Source organism: Amaricoccus solimangrovi (assembly GCF_006385685.1).
GTDB classification, from domain to species: Bacteria; Pseudomonadota; Alphaproteobacteria; order Rhodobacterales; family Rhodobacteraceae; genus Amaricoccus; species Amaricoccus solimangrovi.
In genome coordinates, this window is record NZ_VFRP01000037.1 from 1 (window position 1) to 26203 (window position 26203).

A 26203-nucleotide genomic window follows, 5' to 3' on the forward strand; every position below is an offset into this window, starting at 1 on the left:
GCGCGCACGATCTTCGACACCGTCCAGATCGTGCTGACCCGCGAGGCCGACGACCGCTTCCACCTCACCGTCTGGCGCTCCTTCCTCCCCCATATCGAGGCGCTGATCGCCCTCGCCAACCGCGAAATCGCCGCCGGGCTCTGACGGCGGGGCCGCGCGGCCCAGCGGCGCGTTGGCATTCGCGATACGACAGGCTAAGGAAACCACATGGTTTCCGGTCGCCGCCTGGACAGTCCCGCCCCGAGACCCGGCCCCGGCCGCCGGCCGCGGGGGATCGCGCCGACGCGGCGCCGCCTGCTCCTCGGGCTGGGGGGGCTCGCGGCGGTCGCGGCCGCCGTCTCCGTGGCCGCGCCCCGGGCGCGCGCGAGCGGGGCGCCGTCGCGGCGTTTCCTGCTGATCTATTCGGCGCACAGCACGCTCGCGGCGAATATGGAGGCTTCCCGGGGCGTGGCGGCGGTTCTCGACCGCGGGCTCGGGGCCGATTACGAGATCTACGCCGAATACCGCGACGACCAGCGCTTTCCGGGCGCGGGGGCCGACGGCGCCTTCGCCGGGGAACTGGCCCGCAAGTACCGGGGCGAGCGTTTCGACGCCGTGCTCGCCTTCGGAGCCTGGGCGCTGCGCTACGCGGCTGGAAATCGCGACACGATCGGTCCCGCCACCCCCGTCGTCTTCGGCGGCGTCGGTCCCGAGGACCTCGCCGCCCTCGATCCTCCCCCGGGCATCCACGGGGTCGCCGCCGAATACTCCGTGCCCGGCACCCTCGCCCTCGCCCGGGCGCTCCAACCCGGGGCGGATCGCGTCGTGGTCCTTTCCGGATCGGGCGAATTCGACCGATCCTGGGAGGGGCGGGCGCGCGCGAGCCTCGCGGGTGTGACCGACATCCCCGTCACCTACGTCTCCGGCCTGACGATGGAGGGTTTCGCGGAGGTCGCCGCCGGCCTCGACGACCGCGCGATCCTGATCATTCTGACCATCTACCGCGACGCGGCCGGCGCGCGGTTCACGCCGGCGAACGCCGCCGAGATCATCGCCGCGCGCTCCGCCGCGCCCGCCTACGGCGTCTATGACACCTATATCGGCCGGGGCGTCGTCGGCGGCGAGGTCCAGCGCTTCCGCGACGTCGGCGCCGCCATGGCGGAGCAGGCGCTGCGCCTCGTCCGGGGAGAGCCGGCGCCGCGCCTCGCGCCAACGCCGTCGCGCCCGGTGGTGGACTGGCGCGCGCTCCGCCGCTTCGGGCTCGCGGAGGCCGCGCTGCCTCCCGGCACGATGCTCGAATTCTACGACCCGCCGTTCTGGGACCGCTACAGGACCCAGGTTCTGGTCGCGGGGGCGATCATCCTCGCCCAGTCGCTCACGATCGCGGGGCTGGTCCTTCAGGACCGGCGCCGCCGCGCCGCCGAGCGCGAGACGGCGAGCCATCGCGCCGAACTCGCGCACATGTCGCGGGTCGCCCAGCTCGGCGAACTCTCGGGCGCGATGGCGCACGAGCTGAACCAGCCGCTGACGGCGATCCTTGCCAATGCCGAGGCGGGGGCGCAACTTGTCGCGCGCGGGGCGGGGGAGTCTCCGGTCGATCTCGCGGAGATCGCCGAGATCTTCGCCGACATCGCGGAGGACGATCGGCGCGCGGCGGAGATGATCGTCGCCCTGCGCCAGTTGATGGCCAAGGGCGAGACGGAATTCGAGCCGCTCGAGCTCAACACGGTCGTGGCGGATACGCTTCGCCTGTCGCGAAGCGAGCTGCTGGTACGGGAGGTGGCGGTGGAGACGATGCTCGCCCGGGGCGAGTTGCCGGTCCGGGCGAACCGGATCCAGCTGCGGCAGGTGCTGCTGAACCTGATGCTCAACGCCGCCGATGCGATGGCGGACCTGCCGGCGCCGCGGCGCGTGATCACGATCGCGACCCGCGCGCGCGCCGACGGCTGGCGCGAACTCTCGGTCCGCGACCGGGGTCCGGGACTGGCGGCCGAGGTTGCGGCGGACCCGTTCCGGCCCTTCGCGACGACGAAGACGCACGGGCTCGGGCTCGGGCTCTCGATCTGCCAGACCATCGCGGAGGCGCATGGCGGGACCCTCCGCTTCGAGGATCCGGGGGCGGGGGGCGGGACGGGGGGCGGCGCGCGCGCCGTGCTCGCGCTGCCGGCGCCGTGAGCGCGGAGGCGCCCGTCGTCCATCTCGTGGACGACGACCCCTCGGTGCTCCGCGCGCTCCGCCGGCTGCTGGCCGCCGCCGGCCATGCGAGCGAGACCTATCGCAGCGCCGAGGAATTCCTGGCCCGGCCGCTGCCGGAGGCGCCCGGATGCGTCGTCGTCGATCTCGGCCTTCCCGGCGCGGACGGGCTCGAACTGCAGGACCGGCTCGCCGGGCGCGGGACGGCGCCGCCGGTGATCTTCCTGACCGGCCGCGGCGATCTCGCGACGGGCGTGCGCGCGATGAAGGGGGGCGCCGTCGACTTCCTGACCAAGCCGGTGGAGCCCGGCGCGCTGATCGGGGCGATCGCGGTCGCGCTCGCCCGCGACGCCGACGCGCGCCGGAGCCGCGACGCGGAGGCGGATGTCGCGCGGCGCCTCGCGCTCCTCACCCCGCGCGAGCGCGAGGTGCTCGACCTCGTCGTGGAGGGGCGGCTCAACAAGCAGATCGCGGCCGAACTCGGCATCGCCGAGAAGACGATCAAGGTCCACCGCGCGCGGGTGATGCGCAAGCTCGACGCCAGGGGGCTCGCGGAACTGGTGCGCCTGATGATGGGCGCCGGGTGATCAACCATTGGCCCCGAGGCCAACTGTGCGGAAGACTCGCGCCACGCTAGAGTCGGGCGCATGGAAACCGCCAGGCGCCTCGTTGCGATCGTGGACGACGACCCGGGCGTGTGCCGCGCGCTCGCCCGGCTCGCGCGTTCGCTCGGCTTCGACGCCGCGACCTATCCCTCGGGCGAGGCACTGCTCTCCGGGCTCGCACCGGGGGGGGCGCGGCCCGACGAGGTGCTGCTCGACCTGCACCTGCCGGGCCTGCGCGGCCCGGACGTGATCGCCGCGCTGCGCCGGCGGGGCATTGGTGCGCGGATCGTGGTGATGACCGGGCTCGACCGGCCCGGATCGCGCGAACTCTGTCTCGGCGCCGGGGCCGCGGCCTATGTCACGAAGCCGATCCGGCGCGACGACCTCGCCACGCTGATCGGCCGGCCGGACTGAGCGCGCGCCCGCGCGCGGGGTAGGTCTTTGGTCCAACTATCGACCCGGCCGGCGGGGTGGGAAACTCCGCGGATCGGACCCTTCGCCGGAGATGCCATGCCCAGGTCGCGACCCCCGGCCGCCGTTCCGCCGGCCGCGCGCCCCGCCGGTTTCCGCCGGCGTCGCGGGGCCGCGCCGCTCTCCGTCCCAATCACAGGAAGACTGACATGCTGAGAACCCTCGGCCTCGCCGCCACGCTCGCGATGAGCGCGAGCGGCCTCGCGCTCGCGCAGGACGCGGCCCAGAAGCCGAACATCCTCGTCATCTTCGGCGACGACATCGGCCAGACCAACCTGTCGATCTATTCGAACGGCCTGATGGGCTATCGCACGCCCAACATCGACCGGATCGGGACGGAAGGCGGCGCCTTCACCGACTACTACGCCGAGCAGAGCTGCACCGCCGGCCGCTCGACCTTCATCACCGGCCAGGTGACGCTCCGCACCGGCATGTCCAAGGTGGGCCTCCCCGGCGCCGATGTCGGCCTGCAGGAGAGCGACGCCACCATGGCCTCGGCGCTGAAGGATCTCGGCTACGCCACCGGCCAGTTCGGCAAGAACCACCTCGGCGACCGCGACGAGTTCCTGCCGACCAACCACGGCTTCGACGAATTCTTCGGCAACCTCTACCATCTGAACGCCGAGGAGGAGCCGGAGAACTTCAACTACCCGACCGATCCGGAATTCCGGAAGAAGTTCGGGCCGCGCGGCGTGATCCATTCCTACGCCGACGGCCGGGTCGAGGATACCGGGCCGCTTACGAAGAAGCGGATGGAGACGATCGACGACGAGACCTCCGCGGCGGCCATCGACTTCATGAAGCGCCAGCACGACGCCGGCACGCCCTTCTTCACCTGGATGAACACGACGCGGATGCATTTCCGCACCCATGTGCGGCCGGAGCACCGCAGCCAGCCGGGCCTGACCGCGCCGACCGAATACGCCGACGGCATGGTCGAGACCGACAATGTCGTGGGCGAGATCCTGAAGTCGCTCGACGACATGGGCATCGCCGACGACACGATCGTGATCTACACGACCGACAACGGCCCGCACCAGAACTCCTGGCCCGACGCCGGCACCACGCCGTTCCGCTCGGAGAAGAACACCAACTGGGAAGGCGCCTACCGCGTGCCCGCGCTGATCCGCTGGCCTGGCCATATCGAGCCCGGCACCTGGTACAACGGCATCTTCTCGGGCCTCGACTGGTTCCCGACCCTGCTCGCCGCCGCCGGCAACGCGGACATCACGCAGCAGCTTCTCGACGGCGCCACGATCGACGGCAAGGAATACAAGAACCACCTCGACGGCTACAACCAGCTCGACTACCTGACCGGAAAGACGGATACGAGCGCGCGCAAGGAGTTCTTCTACTTCAACGACGACAACGACATCGTCGGGCTGCGCTACGAGAACTGGAAGCTGGTCTTCGAAGAGCAGCGCGAGACAGGCCACCTCGCGATCTGGGCCGAGCCCTTCACCAAGCTTCGCCTGCCGAAGATATTCGACCTGCGCTCCGACCCCTACGAGCGGGCCGACATCACCTCGAACACCTACTACGACTGGCTGCTCGACCGCGCCTATCTGGTGGTGCCCGCGCAGGCCTATGTCGCGAACTTCCTCGGCACGTTCAAGGACTACCCGCCGGCGCAGCGCGCGGCGAGCTTCTCGCTCGACCAGATCGAGGAGAACCTGATGAACCAGCTCAACGCCACCGCCGCGCAGTAGCGCCGCCGCTCCCGGAGGCCGTCCCGCGCGGGCGGCCTCCGGACTTGCGATACCGAAGGTTCGATGCCGTGAACATCCTTGTGACGCCGGGCGCGGCCCGCTGATGGCCGCCCGCGACGCGATCCTCGCGCTCCAGTCCGCGATGAACGCCGAGGTGCTCGGCCAGCCCCTCGTGGTCGAGCGCATGGTGATCGGCCTGCTCGCCGACGGCCACCTGCTGATCGAGGGCCTGCCCGGCCTCGCCAAGACCCGCGCCGTGAAGGCGATGGCGACGCATCTCGCGGCCGATTTCTCCCGCGTGCAGTTCACGCCCGACCTGCTGCCCTCCGACGTGACCGGCACCGACATCTACTATTCCGAGGGCGGCGAGGGCGCGTTCCGCTTCCAGCCCGGTCCGGTCTTCGGCAACATCCTGCTCGCCGACGAGATCAACCGGGCCCCGGCCAAGGTGCAGGCCGCCCTCCTCGAGGCGATGGAGGAGCGGCAGGTGACGGTGGGCGAGGAAACCCACAGGCTGCCCGATCTCTTCATCGTCATGGCGACGCAGAACCCGATCGAGCAGGAAGGCACCTATCCGCTGCCCGAGGCGCAGACCGACCGTTTCCTGATGAAGGTGCTGGTCGAGTATCCCGCCCCCGCGGACGAGCTCGGCGTGCTGCGCCTCTTGCGCGCCGAGGAACAGGCGAGGCTCGCGCCGAAGGCCGCCGCGTCCGGGGCCCCGCCCGCGCCCGAGGCCCGACCGATCGCGATCGAGGATGTCTTCGCCGCCCGCCGCGAGATCGCGCGGCTCCACGTCGCCGAGGCGATCGAGACCTATATCATCGACCTCGTGAACGCGACGCGGCATCCGGGGAAATATTCCGAGGATCTCGCCCGCGAGATCGAGCTCGGCGCCAGCCCGCGCGCGGGGCTCGCGCTCGACCGCGCCGCCCGCGCCCATGCCTGGCTCAAGGGCGCCGATTTCGTCTCGCCGGGCGACGTGCTGGCGATCGCGCCCGACGTGCTGCGCCACCGGGTCGCGCTCTCCTACGAGGCCCGCGGCAAGGGCCGTGACGCCGACGCGGTGCTCGGCGACCTCCTGAAGCGCGTCGCCCCCGCCTGAGGCGCGCGCGATGCAGCCCGACCCCAAAGAAACCGATCCCCGCATCCATGCGAGCTTCGCCCATCTCGTCGGGCTCGAGGCCCGCGCGCGCGGCTTCGACTTCCTGCCGCGCCAGCCGGTCGGAAGCGCCCTCTCGGGGCGGCGCGCCTCGCGCCTCAGGGGCCGCGGGCTCGAGTTCGAGGAACTCCGCGGCTACCTGCCCGGCGACGACGTGCGCGCGATCGACTGGAAGGTGACCGCGCGCACCGGCTCCCCCCATGTCCGCGTGACGCGGGAGGAACGCGACCGCCCGGCGCTGATCCTCGTCGACCAGCGCCAGGCGATGTTCTTCGGCACCGTGCTCGCCATGAAATCCGTCACCGCCGCCGAGATCGCCGCGCTCGCCGCCTGGCGCATCCTGGGGCAGGGCGACCGGGTGGGCGGGCTCGTGCTCTCCGACCGGGGCGTCGCCACCGTCCCCGCCCGCCGCTCGCGCGGGGCGGTCCTGCGCCTGCTCGATCTCGTGGCCGAGCGCGACGCGGCGCTCTCGGCCGAGGCGCCGGGGGTCCCCGGCGCCCCCGCGCTCCTCGACGCGGCGCTCGAGGAGGCGGCGCGCATCGTCACGCACGACTGGCTCCTCGTCGTCGTCTCCGATTTCGACGGCGCGGGCGATGCGACGCTCGAGACGCTCACGCGGATCTCGCGCGGCAACGACATCGTGCTCGCCATCGTCCACGACCCTTCCGCGCACGAGATCCCCGAGAAGGGCCGGATCGTGGTCGGCGACGGTCGGCTTCAGGTCGAGCTCGACTTCGCCGACGCCCGCGTGCGCGAGAACCTCGCCGCGGTCGGCGGCGACCGGATCGCCCGGCTCGTCGCCTGGCAGGAACGGCTCGACGCGGCGATCCTGCCGGTGAGCGCCGCCGAGCCGGTCATCCCGCAGCTGCTCCGCCTCTTCGGCGCGCCGGCCCGGAGGCGCTGATGGAGCCGAAGGGCGACAGTCTGATCGGGCTGCTGAACCAGCTCCACGACGTCGCGGAGCCGCCGCCCGTCCCGATGTGGCCCGCGACCTGGGCCTGGGCGATCCTGGCCGCGCTCCTGCTCGCGCTGCTCGTCGCCGGAACCATCGCCTTCCTCCGCCACCGCCGCGCCACCGCCTGGCGCCGCGCGGCGCTCTCCGAACTCGACGCGCTCGCCCCCGCCTTGGAGGCGGGCGAGCCCGGCGCGCTCGCGGCCCTCCAGACGCTGCTCCGCCGCGTGGCGCTCGTCACCGCGCCGCGGCCCGAGGTGGCGAGCCTGACCGGCGCGGGCTGGAGCGACTGGCTCGAGGAGACGGGCGGCGACTTCGGCGCGCTCGGCCCGGCGCTTGGCCTCGCGCCCTACCGCCCGGCCGGCCCCTACGACGGCGCCGCGGCGCTCGCCGCCGCCCGCGCCTGGATCCGCCGCCAGCGGCTCCCGGGAGGGCCGCGCCATGCTTGAATTCGCCTTTCCGTGGGCCTTCCTCGCGCTGCCGCTGCCGCTCCTCGTGCTCTGGCTCGCCCCGCCCCGGCGCGAGGCGGTGCGCGCGGTCCGCATCCCGTTCTTCGAGGCGACCAGCGCCGGCTTCGACAAGGGCGAGGGGGCGGTCGTCCCGTCCCGCTCGCGCGTCCAGATGCTCTTCGCCTGGGCGCTCTGGACGCTGGTCGTGCTGACCCTCGCCCGGCCGCAATGGGTGGGCGACCCGATCGAGCGCAGCGAGGCGGCGCGCGACGTGATGCTCGCGGTTGACATCTCGGGCTCGATGCAAACCCGCGACTTCCTCGGTCCGGATGGCGCGCGCGGCTCGCGGCTCGACGGGGTGAAATCGGTGCTCGACGGCTTCATCGCCGACCGCCGCGACGATCGGATCGGGCTCATCGCCTTCGGGAGCGCGCCCTATGTTCTGGTGCCCTTCACCCGCGACGCCGCGGCCGCGCGCACGCTGCTTGCCACGCTCGAACCGGGGATGGCCGGGCCGAACACGATGCTCGGCGACGCGGTCGGGCTCGCGATCCGCTCCTTCGAGGCGTCGAAGGTCGAGACCCGGATCCTGATCCTGCTCTCGGACGGCACCGACACCGGCAGCCGGATGGCCCCCGACAAGGCCGCCGGCATCGCGGCGCGCAACGGCGTGGTGATCCACACGATCGCGGTCGGCGACCCGGACGCGAGTTCCGAGGGCGACAAGGTCGACATCCCGACCCTCCAGGCGATGGCGCGGGCGACCGGCGGCACCTTCCACCGCGCCGGGGATGCGACCGGCCTCGCCGCGATCTACGCCGAGATCGACGCCGCCGGCGCGCGCGAGGGTGCCACCACCTCCTGGCGCCCGCGCTGGCCGCTCTCCGCGATTCCGGCCGGAGCCTTCGTGCTCCTCGTCCTGCTCGGCGGCGGGGCCGCGTTGCTCCGCCTCCGCGTGCGCCATCGCCGGGAGGCGCTGTCATGAGCGCGGTGCTCGGCTTCACCTTCCTCCGCCCTTGGCTCCTGCTAGCGCTGATCCCGCTCGCGGCGCTCTGGCTCCCGCTCCGCCGCCCCTCCGAGGCCGAGGCGCCCGGCGTCGGCCATATCGCGCCGCATCTGCTCGCGGCGCTCACGATCGGCGCGACCGCGCGGGCGAAGGCGCGCGCCGCCGATCTGCTCTTCGCCGCCGCGGCGCTGATGACGCTCGCCGCCGCCGGTCCCGCCTGGCGCGCCGCGCCCTCGCCCTTCGTGACCGAGACCGCGCCCCTCGTGATCGCGCTCGACCTCTCGCCGAGCATGGACATGGGCGACGTGGCGCCCACGCGGCTCGAACGCGCGAAGCAGAAGATCCGCGACCTGATCGCGCGCCGCGCCGGCGGCCGGGTCGGGCTCGTCGCCTATTCCGGCACCGCGCATCTGGTGATGCCGCTGACCGACGACCCGACCGTGCTCCTGCCCTTCCTCGAGGCGCTGAGCCCCGCGATCATGCCCGACGAGGGCCGCGCCGCCTCCGCCGCGCTCACCCTCGCCGGCACGCTGCTCGGCCAGGAGGAAAGCCCCGGCTCGGTCCTCTTCGTCACCGACGGCATCGATCCCTCCGACATCGCGAACTTCCCCGAAGGCGGCCCCGCCCGCGCCGCGCTGGTCGTGAGCCCCGATCCCGGCGCCGAGATCGCCGACTGGTCGCGCCGCGCCGGGGTTCGGACCGTCCCGGTCTCGATCGACGCCTCCGACCTGCGCGCCGTCGAACGCGCGCTCGCCTCCTCGCTCGCCCGCGCCGCGGCGCGGGAGGGCAGGCGTGCCGACGACGGCTGGATGCTCGCGGTCCCGGCCGGGCTCCTGATGCTGTTCTGGTTCCGCCGCGGCACCGCGCTCCGCCTCGGCGCGGTCCTGATCGGCCTCGCCCTCGCCGCGCCCCCGTCGCCGGCCCGCGCGGCGGGCTTCGGCGAGACGCTCTCGGGCTGGTTCTGGACCCCCGACCAGCGCGGCGCGCGCTTCTACGCCGCGCATGACTACCCGGAGGCGGCGGAGGCCTTCGCCGATCCCGAATGGCGTGCGCTGGCGCTGATGAAGGACGGCAAGTACACCGACGCCGCCGCCCTGCTCGCGCCGATCCAGACCTCCGCGGCGCAGTACAACCGGGGCATCGCGCTGGTCCGGAGCCGCGACTACGCCGGCGGCCAAGCCGCCTTCGAGGCGGCGCTGAGGCTCGATCCGGGCAACGCGGAGGCCGCCGACAACCTCGCGACCACGAAGCGGATCATCGCGTATCTGAGCGAGGTCCGCGAGCAGGAGGATACCGAGGAAGGCGCCGAAACCCCCGACGAGGTCGTGAGCGATCTCTCCGGCGACGAGGGCAAGCCCGCCCGGATCGACGCGCGCGCGCAGCTGTCCGAGGCGGCGGCCGAGGAATGGATGCGCTCGGTCGAGACCAGGCCCGCCGATTTCCTGAAGTCCCGCTTCGCGATCGAGGCCGCGCCCCCGCCGGCCGGGTCGCCGTGAGGGGAGGGGCGAATATGTCAATGCATATTTCCCACCGCGGGGCCGCCGGGAAGCCCGCCCGGGTGAATATGCATATGCTTATTTTGCTTGTTTGCGCGGCGCTGCTCGGCTCGGCGGCCGCCGCGCAGGAGGGGCCGCGGGTGACGGTCACGCTCGATCCGGAGGGGCCGGTCACGGTCGGAACCCCGGTCGAGGTGACGGCGACCCTCTTGGTGCCGAGCTTCCTGCCGAAGCCGCCGGACTGGCCCGACCTCCAGATCGCCGACGCGCTGACCCGCCCGCCCGAGACCTGGCCCACCACCGCCCGCGTCGGGCAGGAAAGCTGGTCCGGCCTCACGCGAAGCTGGCAGATCGTGCCCCAGCGCGCCGCCGACTACGACCTCGGCCAGCCGGAGATCACCGTCACCTACGCCGATCCCGCGACGAGCCGGCCGGTTGAAACGACCCTCGCCCTCCCCGAGATCGCCTTCTCGGCCCGGCTGCCGGCGGGCGCGGAGGGGATGGATCCCTTCCTGCCCGCGACGGCGCTCACGCTCGCGGCGCAGGTCGACGGGCTCCCCGACGCGCCGAAGCCCGGCGACGCCTTCACGCTGACGCTGACCCTGACCGCCGAGGGGCCGCCCGCGATCCTGCTGCCGCCACTGCTCGCCGGACTCGCCACGCCCCCCGGGCTCAACGCCTATCCGAAGGCGCCCCGGGTCTCGGAGAGGCCCGGCGAACGCGGAGGCCCGCCGAGGGCGACCCGTGTCGAGGCGGTGACCTACGTGATCGAGAAGCCGGGCGGCTACGCGCTGCCGGGCGTGGCGCTCGGCTGGTGGAATACCGCGACCGGGACGCGGGAGAGCGCGGCCACCGCGCCGGTCGCCTTCACCGTTCCGGCCCCGCCCGATATCGGGGGGAACTGGAGCATCCCCCGCGCCGCGCTCCTCGTCCTCGCCGGGCTGGCTCTGGGCGCGGCGACGCTTTTCCTCCGGCGTCGGCGCCGTCCGCGCGCCGCGCCGTCGGAGGCGCGGCTCTACCGGGCGCTGGCGCGGGCGGCGCGGTCGGCGCCGTCCGGGGAGATCCGCCGGCGGCTCACGGAATGGGAAGCACGGCTTCCCGCGCCGCTGGCCTCGCCCGGGATCGAGGCGGCGCTCCGTGCGCTCGAACGTCCCGCCTATGGCCCGCCGGGCGCCGGGGGGGAGCGCGCGGGCGAGGAACGCGCGGCGCGCCAGAGGCTTCGCGCGGAGCTTGAAACCGCCCGCGGCGCGGGCGATGCTGGCCGGGCCGCGGCCCTGCCGGGGCTCAATCCGCCCGCGTAGGTGGAATCCTTTCGCGGGCGCGCCCCGGGCGTACCCCCCGATCACGGCGAGGGAGCCGAGGCATGACGCGATCGTCGCAGACTTCCCGCCTTGGCGCCGCCGTCGCGCTCGCCGGCCTGCTCACCGCCTGGACGGCCGGGGCCGAGGAAACGCCGCCCGCCCCGGCGCCGGTTCCCGCGCCCGAACCCGCCTTCGGCTGGCGCGACCTGTTCTTCGACCGGGAGGATGGCGCCTTCGACCTCTCGAACCTGCTCCAGCGCGGCGGATTCGTTCCGGTGCCGGTGATCATCACCGAACCGGCGGTCGATGGCGGTTTCGGCATGGTGGCGCAGTTCGTCACCTTCCCGGACGGCGATCCGCGCTATGCGACGCGGCGGATGCTGGGCGGTGCGAAGACGGGCAACGGCTCCTACGGCTACGGCTACATGCAGACCGGCCACATGCTCGATCATCAGGTCAGATACCAGATCGGGATCGGCCGCGGCGATCTGACGATCGCGACCTATCCGGGCGACGGCGACCGGGCGCTGACCTATACGAGCGCCTATGACTACGCGATCGTCGGCTCGGCCTACTGGCACCTGCCGGTCGACACGCGGTTCTCGGCCGGACCCAGGATCAATTTCCGGCGGCTGGAGACCCGGCTCGACACGTCGGAGGTCTTTCCCGCGCTGGGGCGCGACATCGGCAGGACCACGACGCTCGGCGCGGCGGGGTTCGGACTGCATTTCGACGACCGCGACAATCCCGTCACGCCCACGCGCGGCCTCAACGCCTATGTGAACGCGGACATGTACAATTCCGCCTTCGGGAGCGACCGCGACTTCGAACTCTACACCGCCGCCGGCTACTATTTCCGCCCGCTGAGCGAGAAGCTGAGGTTCGGCCTGATGGGCAAGCTCAGCACGGCGGATTCCGGCGTGCCGTTCTACCTCGCTCCCTCGGTCGACCTGCGCGGCGTCGAGGCGAACCGCGTCCAGGGCCAGCGCGCCCTCAGCGCCGAGGCGCAGCTGACGCGTCAGCTGAGCGACCGCTGGGCGCTCGACGCCTTCGCGGGCTTCGGCGAGGCCTGGGCGGGGGACAAGACCTTCTTCTCGGATTCGGGCGGGATCGTCACCGGCGGCGGCGGGTTCCGCTACCGGATCGCGAGCGCGCTCGGCATCGACGCGGGGCTGGATGTCGCCGTCGGACCGGAGGGGCCGATCGTCTACATCCAGTTCGGCAGCGCCTGGTCGCGCGGCATGGACTGAACGGTGGAGAGGGACTGTCCGCGAACGCCGGACGCCAGCGCGTCGCGGGTAAGAGTAGTTATGATGTCCGACCGGCCGTCAACTCTTCCGGGCGAGGGCCGGCCCCCCCGTGCGGCGCGCGGCGGGATGCGCTATCACCCGCGCCGACGGGATGACCGGCGGGGGACGGGAATGACAGCGACTGGCACGGCGGATCCGAAGGAATGCGGATGGGAGGTTGACGGGCTGCGCCTCGCGGGGCTCGCCTGGGGACCGGAGACGGGACGGCCGGTGCTGGCGCTGCACGGCTGGATGGACCACGCGGAAAGCTTCCGGGAACTCGCGCCGCGGCTCGCCGGATGCCGCGTCGTGGCGCTCGACCTCAGCGGCCAGGGCCTGAGCGCGCATCGCGCGGCCCATGCGACCTACAACATCTGGGACGACCTGCCGCAGATCGCCGCGCTGCTCGACCAGCTGGAATGGGCGGATTGCGTGCTGCTCGGTCATTCGAGGGGCGCGAACATCTCCGCGCTCTTCGCCGCCGCGCAGCCGGCGCGGGTCCGCGCGCTCGTCGCGCTCGACTCGCTCGTGCCCGAGCCGTCGGAGGCGGATTTCGTCGCGACGCTGCGCGCCTTCATCGAGCAGACGCGCGCGGGGAAGGCCCGGCCGCCGCGAATCTTCGCGAGCCGGGAGGACTATGTCCGCCGCCGCCGGGCGCAGGGCAATTCGAGGCGGACCTCCGAGGCGCTCGCGGAGCGCGCGCTGAGCGCGGCGCCGGAGGGATTGCGGCTGCGCGCCGACCCGCGGCTCTTCGCAAGTTCCGCCGTCAGGCTGACACGCGCGCAGGTGGAGGCGGTGCTTCGCGCGATCGCCTGTCCCGTGCTCAACATCTGGGCCGAGGAGGGTATCCGGCGCCGCCGGAAAAGCGCCGGGGAAATGGCGCGGCGGGCCGGGGAGCTGATCGCGGACTACGAAATGATGGAGCTGGCCGGGGATCACCATTTCCATCTCGACGCCGGGGTGGCGCCGCGGATGGCCGGGGCCATTCTGGATTTCCTCGACCGCCACGCCGTCCGCTGACCGGGGCCTTCGCCCGCGGCCTTCCGCGCTCGGGAAAGGCCGCGGGCGGCAGGGGACCTCCCGCGCCTTATTCCACAGGCGCCTTCTCGACGGCCGCGTTCCCGACTCCTTCGCCGGACGCCGGCCCGGGCAGGTCGGGGGAGACCTTCCAGTCGCGGAGCTTGTAGACCGTGCCGGGGCGGGGCCTCGGCTTGTCGGCGCCCTCGCGCATGCGGCGCTTGAACGAGTGGATCGGCGTGGCGCGGTCGTCGACGCGGACCTCGACGACCGAGGGGCCGTCATGGGCGAAGGCCGCGTCGAGCGCCGCGCCGATCTCCTCGGAATCCTCGACGTAGAAGCCCCTCAGCCCCAGCGCCTGCGCGGCCGCCGCGAAGCCGGGCGTGACGCCGGGCGCCTCGAGCATCGCCGACTGCACGTTCTTGAAGAAGATCTCCTGCCAGAGCTGGATCCAGCCGAGCCGGCCGTTGTTGATCACGACGTTCACGATGCGCTGGTTGAACTGCGCCTGGGTCGCGAGCTCGCCGACCGTGTAGGAGAAGGCGCCGTCGCCCGCGACCGTGACGACGCGCCGCCCCGGCAGCGTCGCCGCCGCGCCGATCGCGCCCGGCACCGAATAGCCGAGCCCGCCCTGCCCGCGCGCGAAGAGGAACCGCCGTCCCGGCTTCGTCGCCGGGATGTAGCCCGAGATCCAGCCCGCCGCGAAGGAAGCGTCGGAGACGACGATATCCTCCTCGCCGAGCCGTTTCGCGAGCTCGGCCATCACGCGGGGCGGCTGGACCGGCCGGGTCGCGGCCGCCATCTCCCCGGCCTTGACGCGATCGCCCTCGGCCTTCACCTCGGCGATGCGCGCCACCCAGTCCGCCCGCGCCGGCTGCGCGCCGAGCGCCGCGCCGAGCGCGGTCATGATCTCGCGCACGTCGCCGAGCAGCGGCACTGTCGGGCGGAAGGTGCGGCCATGCTCCAGCGGGTCGCAGTCGATGGTGATCGTCGCCTGGTCGGGCCGGGGCAGCGTCCAGTTCATCCCGGTGTTCTGGCTGACCTTGGAGCCGCACCAGATCACCAGGTCGGCCTCCTGGATCAGTTCGATCGCCGCCCAGGAGCCGAGCGGGTTCAGCACGCCGGCCGCGTAGGGGCGCGTCTCCGGCACGGCGCCCTTGCCCGAGAGCGAGGTCACGGCGAGCCCGTTCAGCCGGTCCGCGAAGTCCGTCACCGTCCCGGCCGCGTCCGACCCGTGCACGCCGCCGCCGCAGACGAGCGCCGGCCGCTCCGCGCGGGCGATCAGCGCCGCCGCCTCGGCGATCGCCGCCGCCGGCGCGCCCGAGCGCAGATAGGGCGCGCGCATCGTCCGGTCGTCGGTCATCGCCGCCGGGGTCACGCCGTCCCATTCGGCGTCGAAGATGTCATGGGGCACGATCACCACCACCGGTCCCGGCCGGGGCGACGTCGCCACCCGGAAGGCGGTGCGCAGGATGTCGGGCAGCGCCGCGACCGAGGGGACCAGCCAGCTCTCCTTCGAGCAGGTCTTGAAGAAGGAGAGCTGGTCGAACCCCTGGCTCGCGATCCCCTTGTCTCTGAGCTGCAGCCAGTCGAGCGGCAGCTCGCCCACGATCGCCACCATCGGGATCGACGCGTTCAGCGCCTCGAGCAGCCCGGCCGGCAGCAGGTTCGCCCCCGGCCCCACCGTGACGTCGCAGACGCCCGGCTTGCCGGTCAGCCGCGCATAGGCGTCCGCCGCGTAGGCCGCGTTGCGCTCGTCGCGCATCAGCACGTGCCGGATCCGGTTCGAACGCCGCGACATCCCGTCGTGCAGCGCCGTCGTCTGCCCCCCGGGCATCCCGAACACAACCTCCACGCCCGAAGCCGCGAGCATCTCCGCGACAAGGTCTCCCATATGGGGCATCGAATTCTCCGTCCTCTCGTTCGGCGCCCGGACGGGCGCGCGTGGGAAGGGGGCGGCGACGCACGCCGCCCCCGGTTTCAGCTCACATCGTCTCGGGCATCGCCTTGCCGTCGTTCCAGGCCCGCAGCAGCAGGTCGTAATCGACGGTCTCGCCCTGGGGCTTCTCGTTCTCGAGCTTGCGCTGGGGCGCGAGCGTGCCCTGGGCCTCGGCCCTGGCGAACCATTCCTCGGCGGAGGTCTTCGGGTTCAGCTTCGGCGCGCAGACCTTCTGCACACCCGCGCGCTCGATGCGTTCCATCACCTTGTCCTGGGCGTTGGCGAGGTTGTCGAGCGACTCCTGGACCGTGGTCTCGCCGGAGAGAGCGGTCGCGATGTTCTGCCACCAGAGCTGCGCCAGCTTCGGATAGTCGGGCACGTTGGTCCCGGTCGGCGTCCAGGCGACGCGGGCCGGCGAACGGTAGAACTCGATCAGGCCCCCCAGCATCGGCGCGCGCTCGGTGAAGCTCTCGTGGCGCACGGTGGAGTCGCGCACGAAGGTGAGGCCGACATGGCTCTTCTTCACGTCGACGGTCTTGGAGGTCACGAACTGCGCGTAGAGCCAGGCCGCCTTGCGCCGGTCCTCGGGCGTGGTGTTGAGCAGGAGCCAGGAGCCGGCGTCCTGGTAGCCGAGCTTCATCCCCTCGTGCCAGTAGGCGCCATGGGGCGAGGGCGCGACGCGCCACTTCGGGGTGCCGTCCGGGTTCACGACCGGCATGCCCTGTTTCGCGTAATCGGCGACGAAGGCGGTGTACCAGAAGGCCTGCTGCGCGATGACGCCGCTCGAGGTGACGGGCGAGTATTCGTAGAAGGTCATGCCCTGCGCCTCGGGGGGCGCGTAATCCTTCAGCCAGCGGATCGAGGTGTCGAGCGCGTAGACCGCGGCCGGGCCGTTGATGTCGCCGCCGCGCTCGATCGAGGAGCCGACCGGGTGGCAGTCCTCGACCCGGATGCCCCATTCGTCGACCGGCAGCCCGTTCGGCAGACCCTTGTCGCCGGAGCCGGCCATCGAGAACCAGGCGTCGGTATAGCGCCAGCCGAGCGAGGCGTCCTTCTTGCCGTAGTCCATGTGGCCGTAGATCGGCTTGCCGTCGATCTCCTTCACGTCGTCGGTGAAGAAGGCGCTGATGTCCTCGTAGGCCGACCAGTTCACCGGCACGCCGAGATCGTAGCCGTATTTCTCCCTGAACCGCGCCTTGAGTTCGGGATCCGTGAAGAGGTCGTAGCGGAACCAGTAGAGGTTCGCGAACTGCTGGTCGGGCAGCATGTAGAGCTTGCCGTCGGGCGCGGTCGTGAAGGACTTGCCCATGAAGTCGTCGATGTCGAGCGTGGGCGAGGTCACGTCCTTGCCCTCGCCGACCATGTAGTCGCTGAGCGGAACCGCCCAGCCGTAGCGGTAGTGGGTGCCGATCAGGTCGGAGTCGTTCACATAGGCGTCGTAGACGTTCTGGCCGGACTGGAGCTGCGTCTGCAGCTTCTCGATCACGTCGCCTTCCTGGAGCAGGTCGTGGGTGACCCGGATCCCGGTGATCTCCTCGAAGGCCTTCGTCAGCACCTGCGATTCATAGGTGTGGGTCGGGATGTTCTCGGAGACGACGTTGATCGTCATGCCCTTGAACGGCTCCGCCGCCTTCCGGAACCACTCCATCTCGGAGATCTGCTGGTCGCGGGTCAGGGTCGAGGGCTGGAACTCGCCGTCGATCCATTTCTCGATCGCGCCCTCGCTCCGCGCGTGCGCGGCCAGGCCGATGGCGCTGATGCCCGCGGCGAGCAGCGCGCGGCGCGCGTGGCGCCAGGGGCCGGGGGTAAAGGCTGTCATTGGGTCAGGTCCTCCCGTTGTCGCCCGCCCTTCGGGCAAGGCTTCTCCGTTGCCGGCGGAGCGCTCTCCGCCGGATCTCGTGGTCAGGCGTGGCCGGGGTTCAGCCCCGGCGCAGGATGATGAGACCCAGCGCCGCCGACAGGCCGAGCGGAAGCCAGAAGCTTTCCAGTTCGGTCGCGTAGACGAAGCCGAGGTGGACGAAGGCCGCGAGCATCAGCGCGATGAAGAGCCGGTCGCCCCGGGTGGTGGGGATGGGCAGGAAGCCCTTCCGCTCGAAGGTGGGCCGGACGATCTGGAGCAGGGTCATTCCGGCGAGCAGCAGCGCGACGCAGGCGAAGAAGACCGCGGTCGGCGTGGTCCAGGCCATCCATTCGAGATCGATCATGTTCCGCTCCTCAGACGCGGCCCAGGGCGAAGCCCTTGGCGATGTAGTTGCGCACGAACCAGATGACGGCGACGCCGGGCAGGATCGTGAGCACGCCCGCGGCCGCGAGCAGGCCCCAGTCGAGCCCCGAGGCCGAGGCGGTGCGCGTCATGGTCACCACGATCGGCCGCGCGTCGACCGAGGTCAGCGTCCGGGCGAGCAGCAGCTCGATCCAGGAGAACATGAAGCAGAAGAAGGCGGTGACCCCGATCCCGCTCCTGATGAGCGGCAGGAAGACGGTGAGGAAGAACCGCGGCATCGAATAGCCGTCGATATAGGCCGTCTCGTCGATCTCGCGCGGGACGCCGGACATGAAGCCCTCGAGGATCCAGACCGCGAGCGGCACGACGAAGAGCGTATGCGCGAGCGCGACCGCCCAGGGCGTGTCGAAGAGGCCGACCGCGGAATAGAGCTGGAAGAAGGGCAGCAGGAACACCGCCGCCGGCGCCATCCGGTTGGTGAAGAGCCAGAAGAACACATGCTTGTCGCCGAGGAAGCGGTAGCGCGAGAAGGCATAGGCCGCGGGCAGCGACACGGCGAGCGAGATCGCCATGTTGATGAGCACGTAGGTGAGCGAGTTCACGTAGGACATGTACCAGGTCGGATCACCGAGGATGACGCGGTAATTGTCGAGCGTCGGCGCGACCGGCAGGAAGTCCGACCGGCTCATGATCGTTCGCGGCGTCATGAAGGACATCCGCGTGATCCAGTAGATCGGCAGCATCTGGAAGGTGAGGAACAGCCCGAGGCCCAGGGCGGGAACGAGGCGGCCGAGGGCGCGGCTCCGGCTGGCGGGGCGTGCCCGCCCCTCGGTGGGCGCGGCGAGCGCCGCGTCGGCGATGGTCATGGATCGGTCCTCCCGGGTCACGCGCGTCCGGCCCGCTGCAGGATGGTGTAGAAGACGTAGGAGAAGAGCAGGATGACGAGGAAGTAGACGAGCGAGAAGGCGGCGGCGGGTCCGAGGTCGAACTGGCCCACGGCCATGTTGACGAGCCGGATCGACAGGAAGGTGGTCGAGCTGCCCGGTCCCCCGCCCGTCACCACGTAGGGCTCGGTATAGATCATGAAGCTGTCCATGAAGCGGAGCAGGAAGGCGATGGTGAGCACGCCGTTGAGCTTGGGCAGTTCGATGTAGCGGAACACCGCCCAGCGGGAGGCGCCGTCGATGCGCGCCGCCTGGTAGTAGGGTTCGGGGATCGAGCAGAGCCCGGCATAGGCGAGCAGGATCACGAGCGGCGTCCAGTGCCAGGCGTCCATCATCAGGATCGTGACCCAGGCGGAGAGCGGGTCGCCGGTGTAGTTGAACGGAATGCCGAGCGCGTTCACCACCTGGCCGAGGAAGCCGATCTCGGGCCGGGCGTAGACCTGCCAGATCATGCCGACCACGTTGAACGGGATGAGCAGCGGGATCGCCACCAGCACGATCGCGGCCGAGGCCTTCCAGCCGCCGCGCGGCAGCGTGAGCGCGATCGCGACCCCGAGCGGGATCTCGATCGCGAGCACCAGCCCCGAGAAGAGGATCTGGCGCAGGAAGGCGGCGTGGATGGCCGGGTCGCGCAGCGTCTCGCGGAACCATTCGACGCCGATGAAGGCGCGCTGGCCGGGTCCGAAGATGTCCTGCAGCGAATAGTTCACCACCGTCATCAGCGGGATCACCGCGTTGAAGGCGACGAGCAGGAAGACAGGCAGGATCAGGAACCAGGCGCGGTTGTCCTCGATCTTAAGCATGGGCGTCCTCCAGCAGGCGGTCGTTGGCGTAAAGCAGGGTCGCCTCGGGCCGGAAGGCGACCCTGAGGCCGTCGGCGGGCAGCCAGTCGCGCTCGCCGACGCGCATCCGGAGCCGGTTGCCGCCGATCGCGATCTCGGCGATCCGGAAGGCGCCCCGGTCCTCGACGTCGATCAGCCGCGCGGGCACGGCCTCCGCCTCGTCCGTCGCCGGGCCGAGGCCGTGGGGACGGATGCCGAGCACGAGCGCGCCGCCCGGTCGCGCGGCGAGCCCCCGCGGCGCGGGCAGGCTGCCGCCGTCGAAGACGATCCGCCCTCCCTCGAGCGCGCAGGGCAGGAAGTTCATGCCCGGCGAGCCGATGAAATGCCCGACGAAGGTGTGGCCCGGCCGTTCGTAGAGTTCCTCGGGCGTGCCGACCTGGACCACCTCGCCCTCGGACATGACGACGACCTGGTCGGCGAAGGTCAGCGCCTCGCTCTGGTCGTGGGTCACGTAGACGAGGGTGAGGCCCAGCGTCTCGTGGACGAGCCTGAGCTTGCGGCGCAGGTCGAACTTCACCTGCGGGTCGATCACGGTCAGCGGCTCGTCGAACAGGATCGCCGCCACGTCCTCGCGCACGAGGCCCCGGCCGAGCGAGATCTTCTGCTTCTCCGCCGCGCCGAGCCCGGCCGCGCGGCGCCCCAGCATCGGTCCGAGGTCGAGCATCTCGGCCACCTCGCGCACGCGCCGGGTGATCCGGCCCGGGTCGACGCGCCGGTTGCGGAGCGGGAAGGCCAGGTTCTGCTCGACCGTCATCGTGTCGTAGAGCACCGGGAACTGGAACACCTGGGCGATGTTGCGCTGTTCGGGGCCGAGTTCGGTCACGTCGCGCCCGTCGAAGAGCACGCGCCCCGCCGTCGGCCGGACGAGCCCCGAGATGATGTTGAGCATCGAGGACTTGCCGCAGCCCGAGGGGCCGAGCAGCGCGTAGGCGCCGCCGTCGCGCCAGACATGGTCGATGCCCTTCAGCGCGAGCCGCGCCGGGTCCGACAGATCGCCGTCGTAGGAATGGCGCAGGTTGGAAACGGTGATCTCAGCCATAGGCGCTCTCCAGGGCGGCGGGCGCGGCGACGAGATCGCCGGCCGTATCGAAGACGTAGAAGTCCTCCGGGTTCACGAACCCCTCGAAGGCGGCGCCGAGCGGCATCAGATGCACCCCCTCGCTCCGCGCGATCCAGGCGGAACCGCCGGCCTCGAAATGGGTGAAGGTCGAGGAGCCGTCGACCTCGGCGAGCAGGACCGGTCCCCGGAGCGCCACCCGGCCCTCCCCCGGCGCGCGCTCGATCCGGTGCGGCATCAGGCCGACGCGGCACGGGCCCTCGATCCGGCCCCGCGCCCGGGCGGGCGTCGCGAGTTCGACGCCGCCGAGCGTCATCCGCGCGCCCGCGATCCGCGCCTCGGCCACGTTCATCGGCGGCTCCGAGAAGATGTCGGCGACGCGGACCGAGGCCGGGTGGCGGTAGACGTGATGGGCCGAGCCGGTCTGCAGCACGCGGCCCTCGTGCATCACGATGGTCTCGCCGCCCATCTGCAGCGCCTCGTCGGGCTCCGTCGTCGCGTAGACGACCGTCTGCCCGCCCTCGTGGAAGAGCGCGCGCAGTTCGCTCCGCAGTTCCTCGCGCAGCTTGTAGTCGAGATTGACGAGCGGCTCGTCGAAGAGCATCAGCGAGGCTCCCTTGGCGAGCGCGCGGGCGATGGCGAGGCGCTGCTGCTGGCCGCCCGAGAGCGCGCCGGGACGCCGGTCGAGGAAGGCGTCGATCCGCACGGCCCGCGCCACCTCCCGCACCCGCGCGTCGATCCCGGCCCGGGTCCCTCCCCGCCGGCGCAGCGGCGCGGCGATGTTGTCGTAGACGCTGAAGGCGGGGTAGTTCACGAACTGCTGGTAGACGAAGGCGAGGTTGCGCCGGTTGACCGGTACGCCCGCGAGATCGCGCCCGTCCTCGGTGACGCGGCCCCGCGTCGGCCGGTCGAGCCCTGCGAGCACGCGCATCAGCGAGGTCTTGCCCGCCCCGGTCCGCCCGAGGAGCACGTAGAGCCGGCCCGGCTCCAGGGTCAGGTCGATGTCCGAGAGCCAGGCCTCGCCCTCGACCCGCCGCGAAACGGCCTCGATCCGGAGCGTCATGCCGGCGCCCCCGCGAAGCTCGCCGCCGCGGGCTCCGGCACCGGCGCCCAGCCGCCCGCGAGCCGCCGCGACATGGTGAGATAGCGGTCGTGCTGACGGGCCAGCCGTTCGGAACGCCGCGCATCCGGGCGGTAGCTTCGCGCGACGCGCGTCATCGCCGTCATCGCCGTCCCGAGATCGGGCTGGAGCCCGACCGCGACCGCGCCGCACATCGCCGCGCCCTTCGCGCCGAATTCGGAACCGTTCGCGACCGTCATCGGCAGGCCGATCGCATCGGCGAACATCTGCGACCAGACGTTGCTCTTCGACGGTCCGCCCGCGAGCAGGGCCCGCGTCGGCCGCGCGGACCGCGCCCCGCCGAGCAGGAAGTCGATGTCGGTCCGATGCGCGAGGGTGATCCCTTCGAAGACCGCGCGCAGCACGTCGGCGAGGCTCGCCCCCGCGGTGAGCCCGACGAGCGCGCCCGGCATCCCGTCGGGGCCGCCGAAGAGATAGGGCAGGAACATCGCGCCGCTCTCCCGGTCGAGCGCCTGCTCGACCAGATCGCTGCAGACCTCGTAGATCGAGCGTCCGGCGGCGAGCGCCCGTTCCGCCTCGGCCTGGAGCATGGTCTTGCAGAGCCATTCGAGATTGCTGGCCGAGGTCGGGGTCGCGATCGTCGCGAGATAGAGGCCATCGACCGGATAGGGACATTGCAGCGTCGGCCGGGGATCGAGGCAGGGCGTCCGGTGCAGCGTCGAATTGATGCTGAACGTGCCGGCGACGACGCCGAGCTCGTCGGTATGGCGCAACCCGGAGGCGAGCGAGCAGCCGACGACGTCGTAGACGCCGCGCGCGACCGGGGTGCCCGCGAGAAGGCCGGTCAGCGCCGCGGCCTCGGCCGTGACCCGGCCCGCGATCCCGGTCGCCGGGCCGATCTCGGGCAGGCGCGGGATCCAGGCGCCGAGCCCCGCCTCGCGCAGCGCATCGACCGCGTAGGCTCCGCGTGCCACGTCGAGCGTGCCCGCGCAGCCGGCGTCGGTCGGGTCGGTCGAGATGTCGCCGGTCAGGCGGAACCTGAGGAAGTCCTTGCAGGGCAGGACATGCGCGGTCCGGGCCAGCGTCTCCGGCTCGTGGCGCTGGAACCAGCCGAGAAGCGCGGAGGTCTGGCCGGGCCAGATCGCCTGCTGGATCGCGTCGGAAAGGGCGGGCGCGACGCCCGAGCGGCGCCAGTCCTCGATCAGGCCGAGGGCGCGGCTGTCGGTGGAGCCGAGGCCGGGGCGCGCCACCGCGCCCGTCCCGTCGACGAGAAAGAGACCGGCGCCATAGCCCGAGGGGGTGACGGCGGCGATCTTGGCCGGATCGATCCCGCTCCGCCCGAGCAGCGCCTTCACCGCCTCGGCGGCGCCGCGCCACATGGCGTCCGGATCGCGCTCCGTCCAGCCAGGATGGGGGAAGGACATCCGGTTCGGCCGGTGCTCGCACGCGACCTCCTCGCCCGCCGCGTCGAACAGCGTGACCTTCACCATTGTACCGCCGGCGTCGATGCCGAGGAGCAGTTCGGACATGAATCCTCCCGTGACCGGCGCCGGGCAGGTTCCCGATGCCGCCTGCGAGGCTGGTCCTTCTTGTCGGGACCGTCCTCTGGTTGTCATGATAAGTTGAAACAAGCCTGGTTCGATCCTTTCTGTCAAGCAGGTATTTTCCGCAGCAAATTCCCTTTTTTTTCGCTGCGGCGCGGTAATATATGACGCATCGCAGCATTTCTGCGCCCGTTGAGTCCTATCTTGTAATGACATGTGGAGCGTGCCTATGGTGCGGGAAAAGGCATTCGGAGGATGAAGATGCGCCCAAGAGAAGACCTGCTCGGGAAGGTGCGCGCCGGCGCGGCCGAGGGCGCCGTGCTGATCGTCGGAGGGGGGATCAACGGCGTGGGCGTGTTTCGCGACCTCGCCCGGCAGGGCGTGCCGAGCCTGCTCGTCGAGCGAGGCGACTTCGCCTCGGGCACCTCCGCGGCGCCCTCGCGGCTCATCCACGGCGGGCTGCGCTATCTCGAGACCGGCGAGTTCGCGCTCGTCCGCGAATCGGTCGAGGAGCGCAACCTCCTGCTCCTGAACGCGCCGCATCAGGTTCGCCCGCTGCCGGTCTGGATCCCGACCTTCTCCTGGACCGGCGGCGCGCTCGCCGCCGGGCTGCGCTTCCTGCGGCTGCGACGCTCTCCGGGGCCGAAGGGCGCGGCCGTGGTGCGCCTCGGCCTCGGCGTCTTCGACCGTTTCGGCGAGTTCCGGCGCACCATGCCACGCCACCGCGCGATCCCGATCGCCGAGGCGCGGGCCCGCTTCCCGCGCCTCGCGCCGAAGGTCAGGGCGGTGCTCGAATATTACGACGCGCGCATCTCCTCGCCCGAACGGCTGACGCTCGAACTCGTCGGCGACGCCGAGCGGGACTGCCCGGAGGCGATGGCGATCCCCTATCTCGCGGTCGAGGGGGGCGAAGGCGCCGGCGTGCGGCTTCGCGACACGATCTCCGGCGAGACGCTGACGGTCCGGCCCCGGCTCGTCGTCAACTGCGCCGGGGCCTGGGTCGATCCGGTGGGCGAGACCCTCGGCGTCCCCGAGCGGCTGACCGGCGGGACCAAGGGGTCGCATCTGGTACTCGACCGCCCGGATCTCGCCGCCGCGCTCGGCGAGGCGATGCTCTATTTCGAGACCCACGACCACCGCGCCTGCCTCGTCTACCGGCTCGATGGCGGCAAGGTGATGCTGGGAACCACCGACCTGCGCACCGAGGAACCCGATGGTGCGCGCTGCTCGGAGGAGGAGATCGACTATCTCTTCGCCGTGCTCGAGGAGGTGCTGCCGGGCTCGGCTCCGAGGCGGGAGGAGATCGTCTTCGCGGTCGCGGGCGTCCGCCCTCTGCCCCGCAGCGCCGGGGGCGCGACCGGCGCGATCAGCCGCGACCACAGCCTGCGCCGCTTCGATCCCGCGCCGGGGCGCCCCTTCCCGATCCTGACGCTGGTCGGCGGCAAATGGACCACCTACCGCGCCTGCGCCGCGCAGATCGCGGACGCGGTGCTCGCCGAGATCGGCGCGTCCCGGCGCGAGGACACCAGGGCGCTGCCGATCGGCGGCGGCGCGGATTTCCCGCGCGAGACCGGGGCCTTCGACCGGCTCGCGCGGGACATCGCCGCGCAATCGGGGCTTTCCCCGGCCAGGGCCGCGCTGCTGCTGCGCCGCTACGGCACCACCGCGCGCGCGGTCGCCGCGGCGTCCGGGGGGCGTTTCACCCCGCTCGAGGGCGCGGCGGGCTACTCGGTCGAGGAGATACGCTGGATCCTCGCCGAGGAACGCGCGGCGCGGCTCGACGACCTCGTGCTGCGCCGGACGCTGATCGGTTTCGACGGGCTCGCGAGCGCGGTTTCGGTCCGCGCGCTGGCCCGGATCATGGCCGAGAGCCTCGGTTGGAGCGCGGAGCGGCGGGAGGCGGAGGTCGCGCGGACCTTGACGCTGCTCGCGCGGCGCCATCATGTAAGCGTGGATGAGCCAGACGCCGAAGACCATGCCCGGTACGCCCTTGGCTGACGCGCCCCCGACGGCGGCGCCCGCCGGCGGCGCGCGCCCCGCGCGGGTGCCGCGCGGCCAGCCGCTCTGGGCCCAGCTCCGCCAGAGCCTGATCGACCGCATCGCCGCGGGCGGCCTGCCGCCCCATGCGCGCCTGCCCTCGGAGGCGGAGCTCTGCGCCGAGTTCGGCGTCTCGCGCACCGTGGTCCGCGAGGCGCTGAACCAGCTCGTGGTCGAGCGCCGGGTCTACAAGATGCAGGGCAAGGGATCCTTCGTCGCCGACGCGCGCGAGGATCAGGACTTCGCCGGGTCGAAGATCTCGTTCAGCGGTGATTTCATCGGCAAGAACCACGTCGTGAGCCGCCGCGTCCTGTCGCAGCGCCTGCGCCCGCCGAGCGAACGCGAGGCGCGGATGCTGCGGCTCGAGCCCGACGAGACCGCGGTCGTGGAGATCGACCGGCTGCTCACCGTCGACAACACGCCGCGCATGATGGTCTATACCGTGCTCCGCCCCTCGGTCGTGCCGGGGATGGAGGGGCTGCCGATGCAGAACAAGCCGCTCTACGACACGCTGCGCCGCCAATACGGCGTCGTGCTCGACCGGGCCGAGCGGTGGATCGAGGCGGCGGCGGCGACGAAGGAGGTGGCCGAACTGCTCGAGGTCGCGCCCGGTGCGCCGGTCCTGCGCATCGAATCGCTCTCGAGCATCGCGGGCGGGCTGATGGTCGAGTATTACACCGCCTATCACCGCTCCGATCAGGCGCGGCTTCACTTCATCATCCGCTAGGCGCGCGATGGCTCGGGCCCGCGCATCCGCCCGGGCCGAGCCGGGAGTGTTCGGGGGGAGCGCCCTCCCCCCGTGACGCCCGTTACTGGGCCAGCCAGGACTGGAAGCGGCCGTCGAGTTCGTCGCGGTGATCGGCCCACCAGGTGTAGTTGAAGAGGAAGCCGGTCTTCGCGTTCTCCGGA

General features: G+C 71.9%; 22 protein-coding genes. 14 read left to right on the top strand and 8 right to left on the bottom strand.

Annotated elements, in window-relative coordinates:
* Positions 1–207 precede the first annotated feature (207 nt).
* From FJM51_RS20950 to FJM51_RS21005, 12 genes are all read left to right on the top strand, one after another.
* Positions 208–2154 (top strand): sensor histidine kinase, encoded by a 1947-nt coding sequence (locus FJM51_RS20950; RefSeq protein WP_140456078.1) that lies wholly within the window; start codon positions 208–210, stop codon positions 2152–2154.
* Entirely contained in the window at positions 2151–2759 is a 609-nt protein-coding gene (locus tag FJM51_RS20955) for a response regulator transcription factor (RefSeq protein ID WP_140456079.1), read from the top strand. Before FJM51_RS20950 ends, FJM51_RS20955 begins: the two co-directional genes overlap by 4 nt.
* A 60-nt stretch (positions 2760–2819) precedes the next feature.
* Entirely contained in the window at positions 2820–3191 is a 372-nt protein-coding gene (locus FJM51_RS20960) for a response regulator transcription factor (protein WP_140456080.1), read from the top strand.
* Positions 3192–3397: 206 nt separating this feature from the next.
* The gene (locus FJM51_RS20965) at positions 3398–4957 is read left to right on the top strand and encodes an arylsulfatase (RefSeq protein ID WP_140456081.1); all 1560 of its coding nucleotides are present in this window, start codon (positions 3398–3400) and stop codon (positions 4955–4957) included.
* A gap of 103 nt (positions 4958–5060) precedes the next feature.
* Positions 5061–6059, top strand: a complete 999-nt coding sequence (locus FJM51_RS20970; RefSeq protein WP_140456082.1) for an AAA family ATPase — start codon at positions 5061–5063, stop codon at positions 6057–6059.
* A 10-nt stretch (positions 6060–6069) separates the two neighbouring features.
* The gene (locus FJM51_RS20975; RefSeq protein ID WP_140456083.1) at positions 6070–7020 is read left to right on the top strand and encodes a DUF58 domain-containing protein; all 951 of its coding nucleotides are present in this window, start codon (positions 6070–6072) and stop codon (positions 7018–7020) included.
* Positions 7020–7517, top strand: coding sequence for a DUF4381 domain-containing protein (locus FJM51_RS20980; protein WP_140456084.1), 498 nt, complete (start codon positions 7020–7022; stop codon positions 7515–7517). Before FJM51_RS20975 ends, FJM51_RS20980 begins: the two co-directional genes overlap by 1 nt.
* Complete coding sequence (locus FJM51_RS20985) at positions 7510–8502, top strand: VWA domain-containing protein (protein WP_140456085.1); 993 nt, start codon at positions 7510–7512, stop codon at positions 8500–8502. Before FJM51_RS20980 ends, FJM51_RS20985 begins: the two co-directional genes overlap by 8 nt.
* Positions 8499–10019: a VWA domain-containing protein gene (locus FJM51_RS20990; protein ID WP_140456086.1), complete on the top strand. Its 1521-nt coding sequence runs from the start codon at positions 8499–8501 to the stop codon at positions 10017–10019. The genes FJM51_RS20985 and FJM51_RS20990 overlap by 4 nt, the downstream gene beginning before the upstream one ends.
* A 74-nt stretch (positions 10020–10093) precedes the next feature.
* A complete protein-coding gene (locus tag FJM51_RS20995) occupies positions 10094–11320 on the top strand; it encodes a BatD family protein (RefSeq protein ID WP_181164693.1) in 1227 nt (408 codons plus the stop codon).
* Between the two features lie 62 nt (positions 11321–11382).
* A complete protein-coding gene (locus tag FJM51_RS21000) occupies positions 11383–12570 on the top strand; it encodes a BamA/TamA family outer membrane protein (protein ID WP_140456088.1) in 1188 nt (395 codons plus the stop codon).
* 171 nt (positions 12571–12741) lie between these two features.
* Positions 12742–13629 carry an alpha/beta fold hydrolase gene (locus tag FJM51_RS21005; protein ID WP_140456089.1) on the top strand — a complete coding sequence of 296 codons (888 nt, stop codon included), beginning with the start codon at positions 12742–12744 and terminating at the stop codon, positions 13627–13629.
* 67 nt (positions 13630–13696) lie between these two features.
* Here FJM51_RS21005 and FJM51_RS21010 read toward each other — a convergent pair whose 3' ends face one another.
* From FJM51_RS21010 to FJM51_RS21045, 8 genes are all read right to left on the bottom strand, one after another.
* Positions 13697–15529: a thiamine pyrophosphate-binding protein gene (locus FJM51_RS21010; protein WP_140456090.1), complete on the bottom strand. Its 1833-nt coding sequence runs from the start codon at positions 15527–15529 to the stop codon at positions 13697–13699.
* Positions 15530–15611: 82 nt separating this feature from the next.
* Positions 15612–17384, bottom strand: a complete 1773-nt coding sequence (locus FJM51_RS21015) for an ABC transporter substrate-binding protein (protein WP_140456091.1) — start codon at positions 17382–17384, stop codon at positions 15612–15614.
* 100 nt (positions 17385–17484) lie between these two features.
* A complete protein-coding gene (locus FJM51_RS21020) occupies positions 17485–17769 on the bottom strand; it encodes a DUF2160 domain-containing protein (protein WP_210240374.1) in 285 nt (94 codons plus the stop codon).
* 10 nt (positions 17770–17779) lie between these two features.
* A complete protein-coding gene (locus FJM51_RS21025; RefSeq protein WP_140456092.1) occupies positions 17780–18655 on the bottom strand; it encodes a carbohydrate ABC transporter permease in 876 nt (291 codons plus the stop codon).
* 17 nt (positions 18656–18672) lie between these two features.
* A complete protein-coding gene (locus tag FJM51_RS21030; protein WP_140456093.1) occupies positions 18673–19536 on the bottom strand; it encodes a carbohydrate ABC transporter permease in 864 nt (287 codons plus the stop codon).
* Positions 19529–20614 (bottom strand): ABC transporter ATP-binding protein, encoded by a 1086-nt coding sequence (locus FJM51_RS21035; protein WP_140456094.1) that lies wholly within the window; start codon positions 20612–20614, stop codon positions 19529–19531. The genes FJM51_RS21030 and FJM51_RS21035 overlap by 8 nt, the downstream gene beginning before the upstream one ends.
* The gene (locus tag FJM51_RS21040; protein ID WP_140456095.1) at positions 20607–21695 is read right to left on the bottom strand and encodes an ABC transporter ATP-binding protein; all 1089 of its coding nucleotides are present in this window, start codon (positions 21693–21695) and stop codon (positions 20607–20609) included. Before FJM51_RS21040 ends, FJM51_RS21035 begins: the two co-directional genes overlap by 8 nt.
* Positions 21692–23242 (bottom strand): FGGY-family carbohydrate kinase, encoded by a 1551-nt coding sequence (locus FJM51_RS21045; protein ID WP_181164694.1) that lies wholly within the window; start codon positions 23240–23242, stop codon positions 21692–21694. Before FJM51_RS21045 ends, FJM51_RS21040 begins: the two co-directional genes overlap by 4 nt.
* 276 nt (positions 23243–23518) lie before the next feature.
* On the opposite strand from FJM51_RS21045, the gene FJM51_RS21050 reads away from it, so the two are divergent.
* Both FJM51_RS21050 and FJM51_RS21055 read left to right on the top strand, forming a co-directional pair.
* A complete protein-coding gene (locus FJM51_RS21050; RefSeq protein ID WP_140456097.1) occupies positions 23519–25255 on the top strand; it encodes a glycerol-3-phosphate dehydrogenase/oxidase in 1737 nt (578 codons plus the stop codon).
* Entirely contained in the window at positions 25248–26021 is a 774-nt protein-coding gene (locus tag FJM51_RS21055) for a GntR family transcriptional regulator (protein WP_181164695.1), read from the top strand. Before FJM51_RS21050 ends, FJM51_RS21055 begins: the two co-directional genes overlap by 8 nt.
* The last annotated feature ends 182 nt before the right edge of the window (positions 26022–26203 follow it).

Excerpts from the sequence above, each read along its gene's own strand:
- FJM51_RS20950 (WP_140456078.1), top strand. The coding sequence starts at position 208 with ATGGTTTCCGGTCGCCGCCTGGACAGTCCCGCCCCGAGACCCGGCCCC.
- FJM51_RS20960 (WP_140456080.1), top strand. The coding sequence starts at position 2,820 with ATGGAAACCGCCAGGCGCCTCGTTGCGATCGTGGACGACGACCCGGGC.
- FJM51_RS20965 (WP_140456081.1), top strand. The coding sequence starts at position 3,398 with ATGCTGAGAACCCTCGGCCTCGCCGCCACGCTCGCGATGAGCGCGAGC.
- FJM51_RS20970 (WP_140456082.1), top strand. The coding sequence starts at position 5,061 with ATGGCCGCCCGCGACGCGATCCTCGCGCTCCAGTCCGCGATGAACGCC.
- FJM51_RS20975 (WP_140456083.1), top strand. The coding sequence starts at position 6,070 with ATGCAGCCCGACCCCAAAGAAACCGATCCCCGCATCCATGCGAGCTTC.
- FJM51_RS20980 (WP_140456084.1), top strand. The coding sequence starts at position 7,020 with ATGGAGCCGAAGGGCGACAGTCTGATCGGGCTGCTGAACCAGCTCCAC.
- FJM51_RS20985 (WP_140456085.1), top strand. The coding sequence starts at position 7,510 with ATGCTTGAATTCGCCTTTCCGTGGGCCTTCCTCGCGCTGCCGCTGCCG.
- FJM51_RS20990 (WP_140456086.1), top strand. The coding sequence starts at position 8,499 with ATGAGCGCGGTGCTCGGCTTCACCTTCCTCCGCCCTTGGCTCCTGCTA.
- FJM51_RS20995 (WP_181164693.1), top strand. The coding sequence starts at position 10,094 with ATGCTTATTTTGCTTGTTTGCGCGGCGCTGCTCGGCTCGGCGGCCGCC.
- FJM51_RS21000 (WP_140456088.1), top strand. The coding sequence starts at position 11,383 with ATGACGCGATCGTCGCAGACTTCCCGCCTTGGCGCCGCCGTCGCGCTC.
- FJM51_RS21005 (WP_140456089.1), top strand. The coding sequence starts at position 12,742 with ATGACAGCGACTGGCACGGCGGATCCGAAGGAATGCGGATGGGAGGTT.
- FJM51_RS21010 (WP_140456090.1), bottom strand. The coding sequence starts at position 15,529 with ATGCCCCATATGGGAGACCTTGTCGCGGAGATGCTCGCGGCTTCGGGC.
- FJM51_RS21015 (WP_140456091.1), bottom strand. The coding sequence starts at position 17,384 with ATGACAGCCTTTACCCCCGGCCCCTGGCGCCACGCGCGCCGCGCGCTG.
- FJM51_RS21020 (WP_210240374.1), bottom strand. The coding sequence starts at position 17,769 with ATGATCGATCTCGAATGGATGGCCTGGACCACGCCGACCGCGGTCTTC.
- FJM51_RS21025 (WP_140456092.1), bottom strand. The coding sequence starts at position 18,655 with ATGACCATCGCCGACGCGGCGCTCGCCGCGCCCACCGAGGGGCGGGCA.
- FJM51_RS21030 (WP_140456093.1), bottom strand. The coding sequence starts at position 19,536 with ATGCTTAAGATCGAGGACAACCGCGCCTGGTTCCTGATCCTGCCTGTC.
- FJM51_RS21035 (WP_140456094.1), bottom strand. The coding sequence starts at position 20,614 with ATGGCTGAGATCACCGTTTCCAACCTGCGCCATTCCTACGACGGCGAT.
- FJM51_RS21040 (WP_140456095.1), bottom strand. The coding sequence starts at position 21,695 with ATGACGCTCCGGATCGAGGCCGTTTCGCGGCGGGTCGAGGGCGAGGCC.
- FJM51_RS21045 (WP_181164694.1), bottom strand. The coding sequence starts at position 23,242 with ATGTCCGAACTGCTCCTCGGCATCGACGCCGGCGGTACAATGGTGAAG.
- FJM51_RS21050 (WP_140456097.1), top strand. The coding sequence starts at position 23,519 with ATGCGCCCAAGAGAAGACCTGCTCGGGAAGGTGCGCGCCGGCGCGGCC.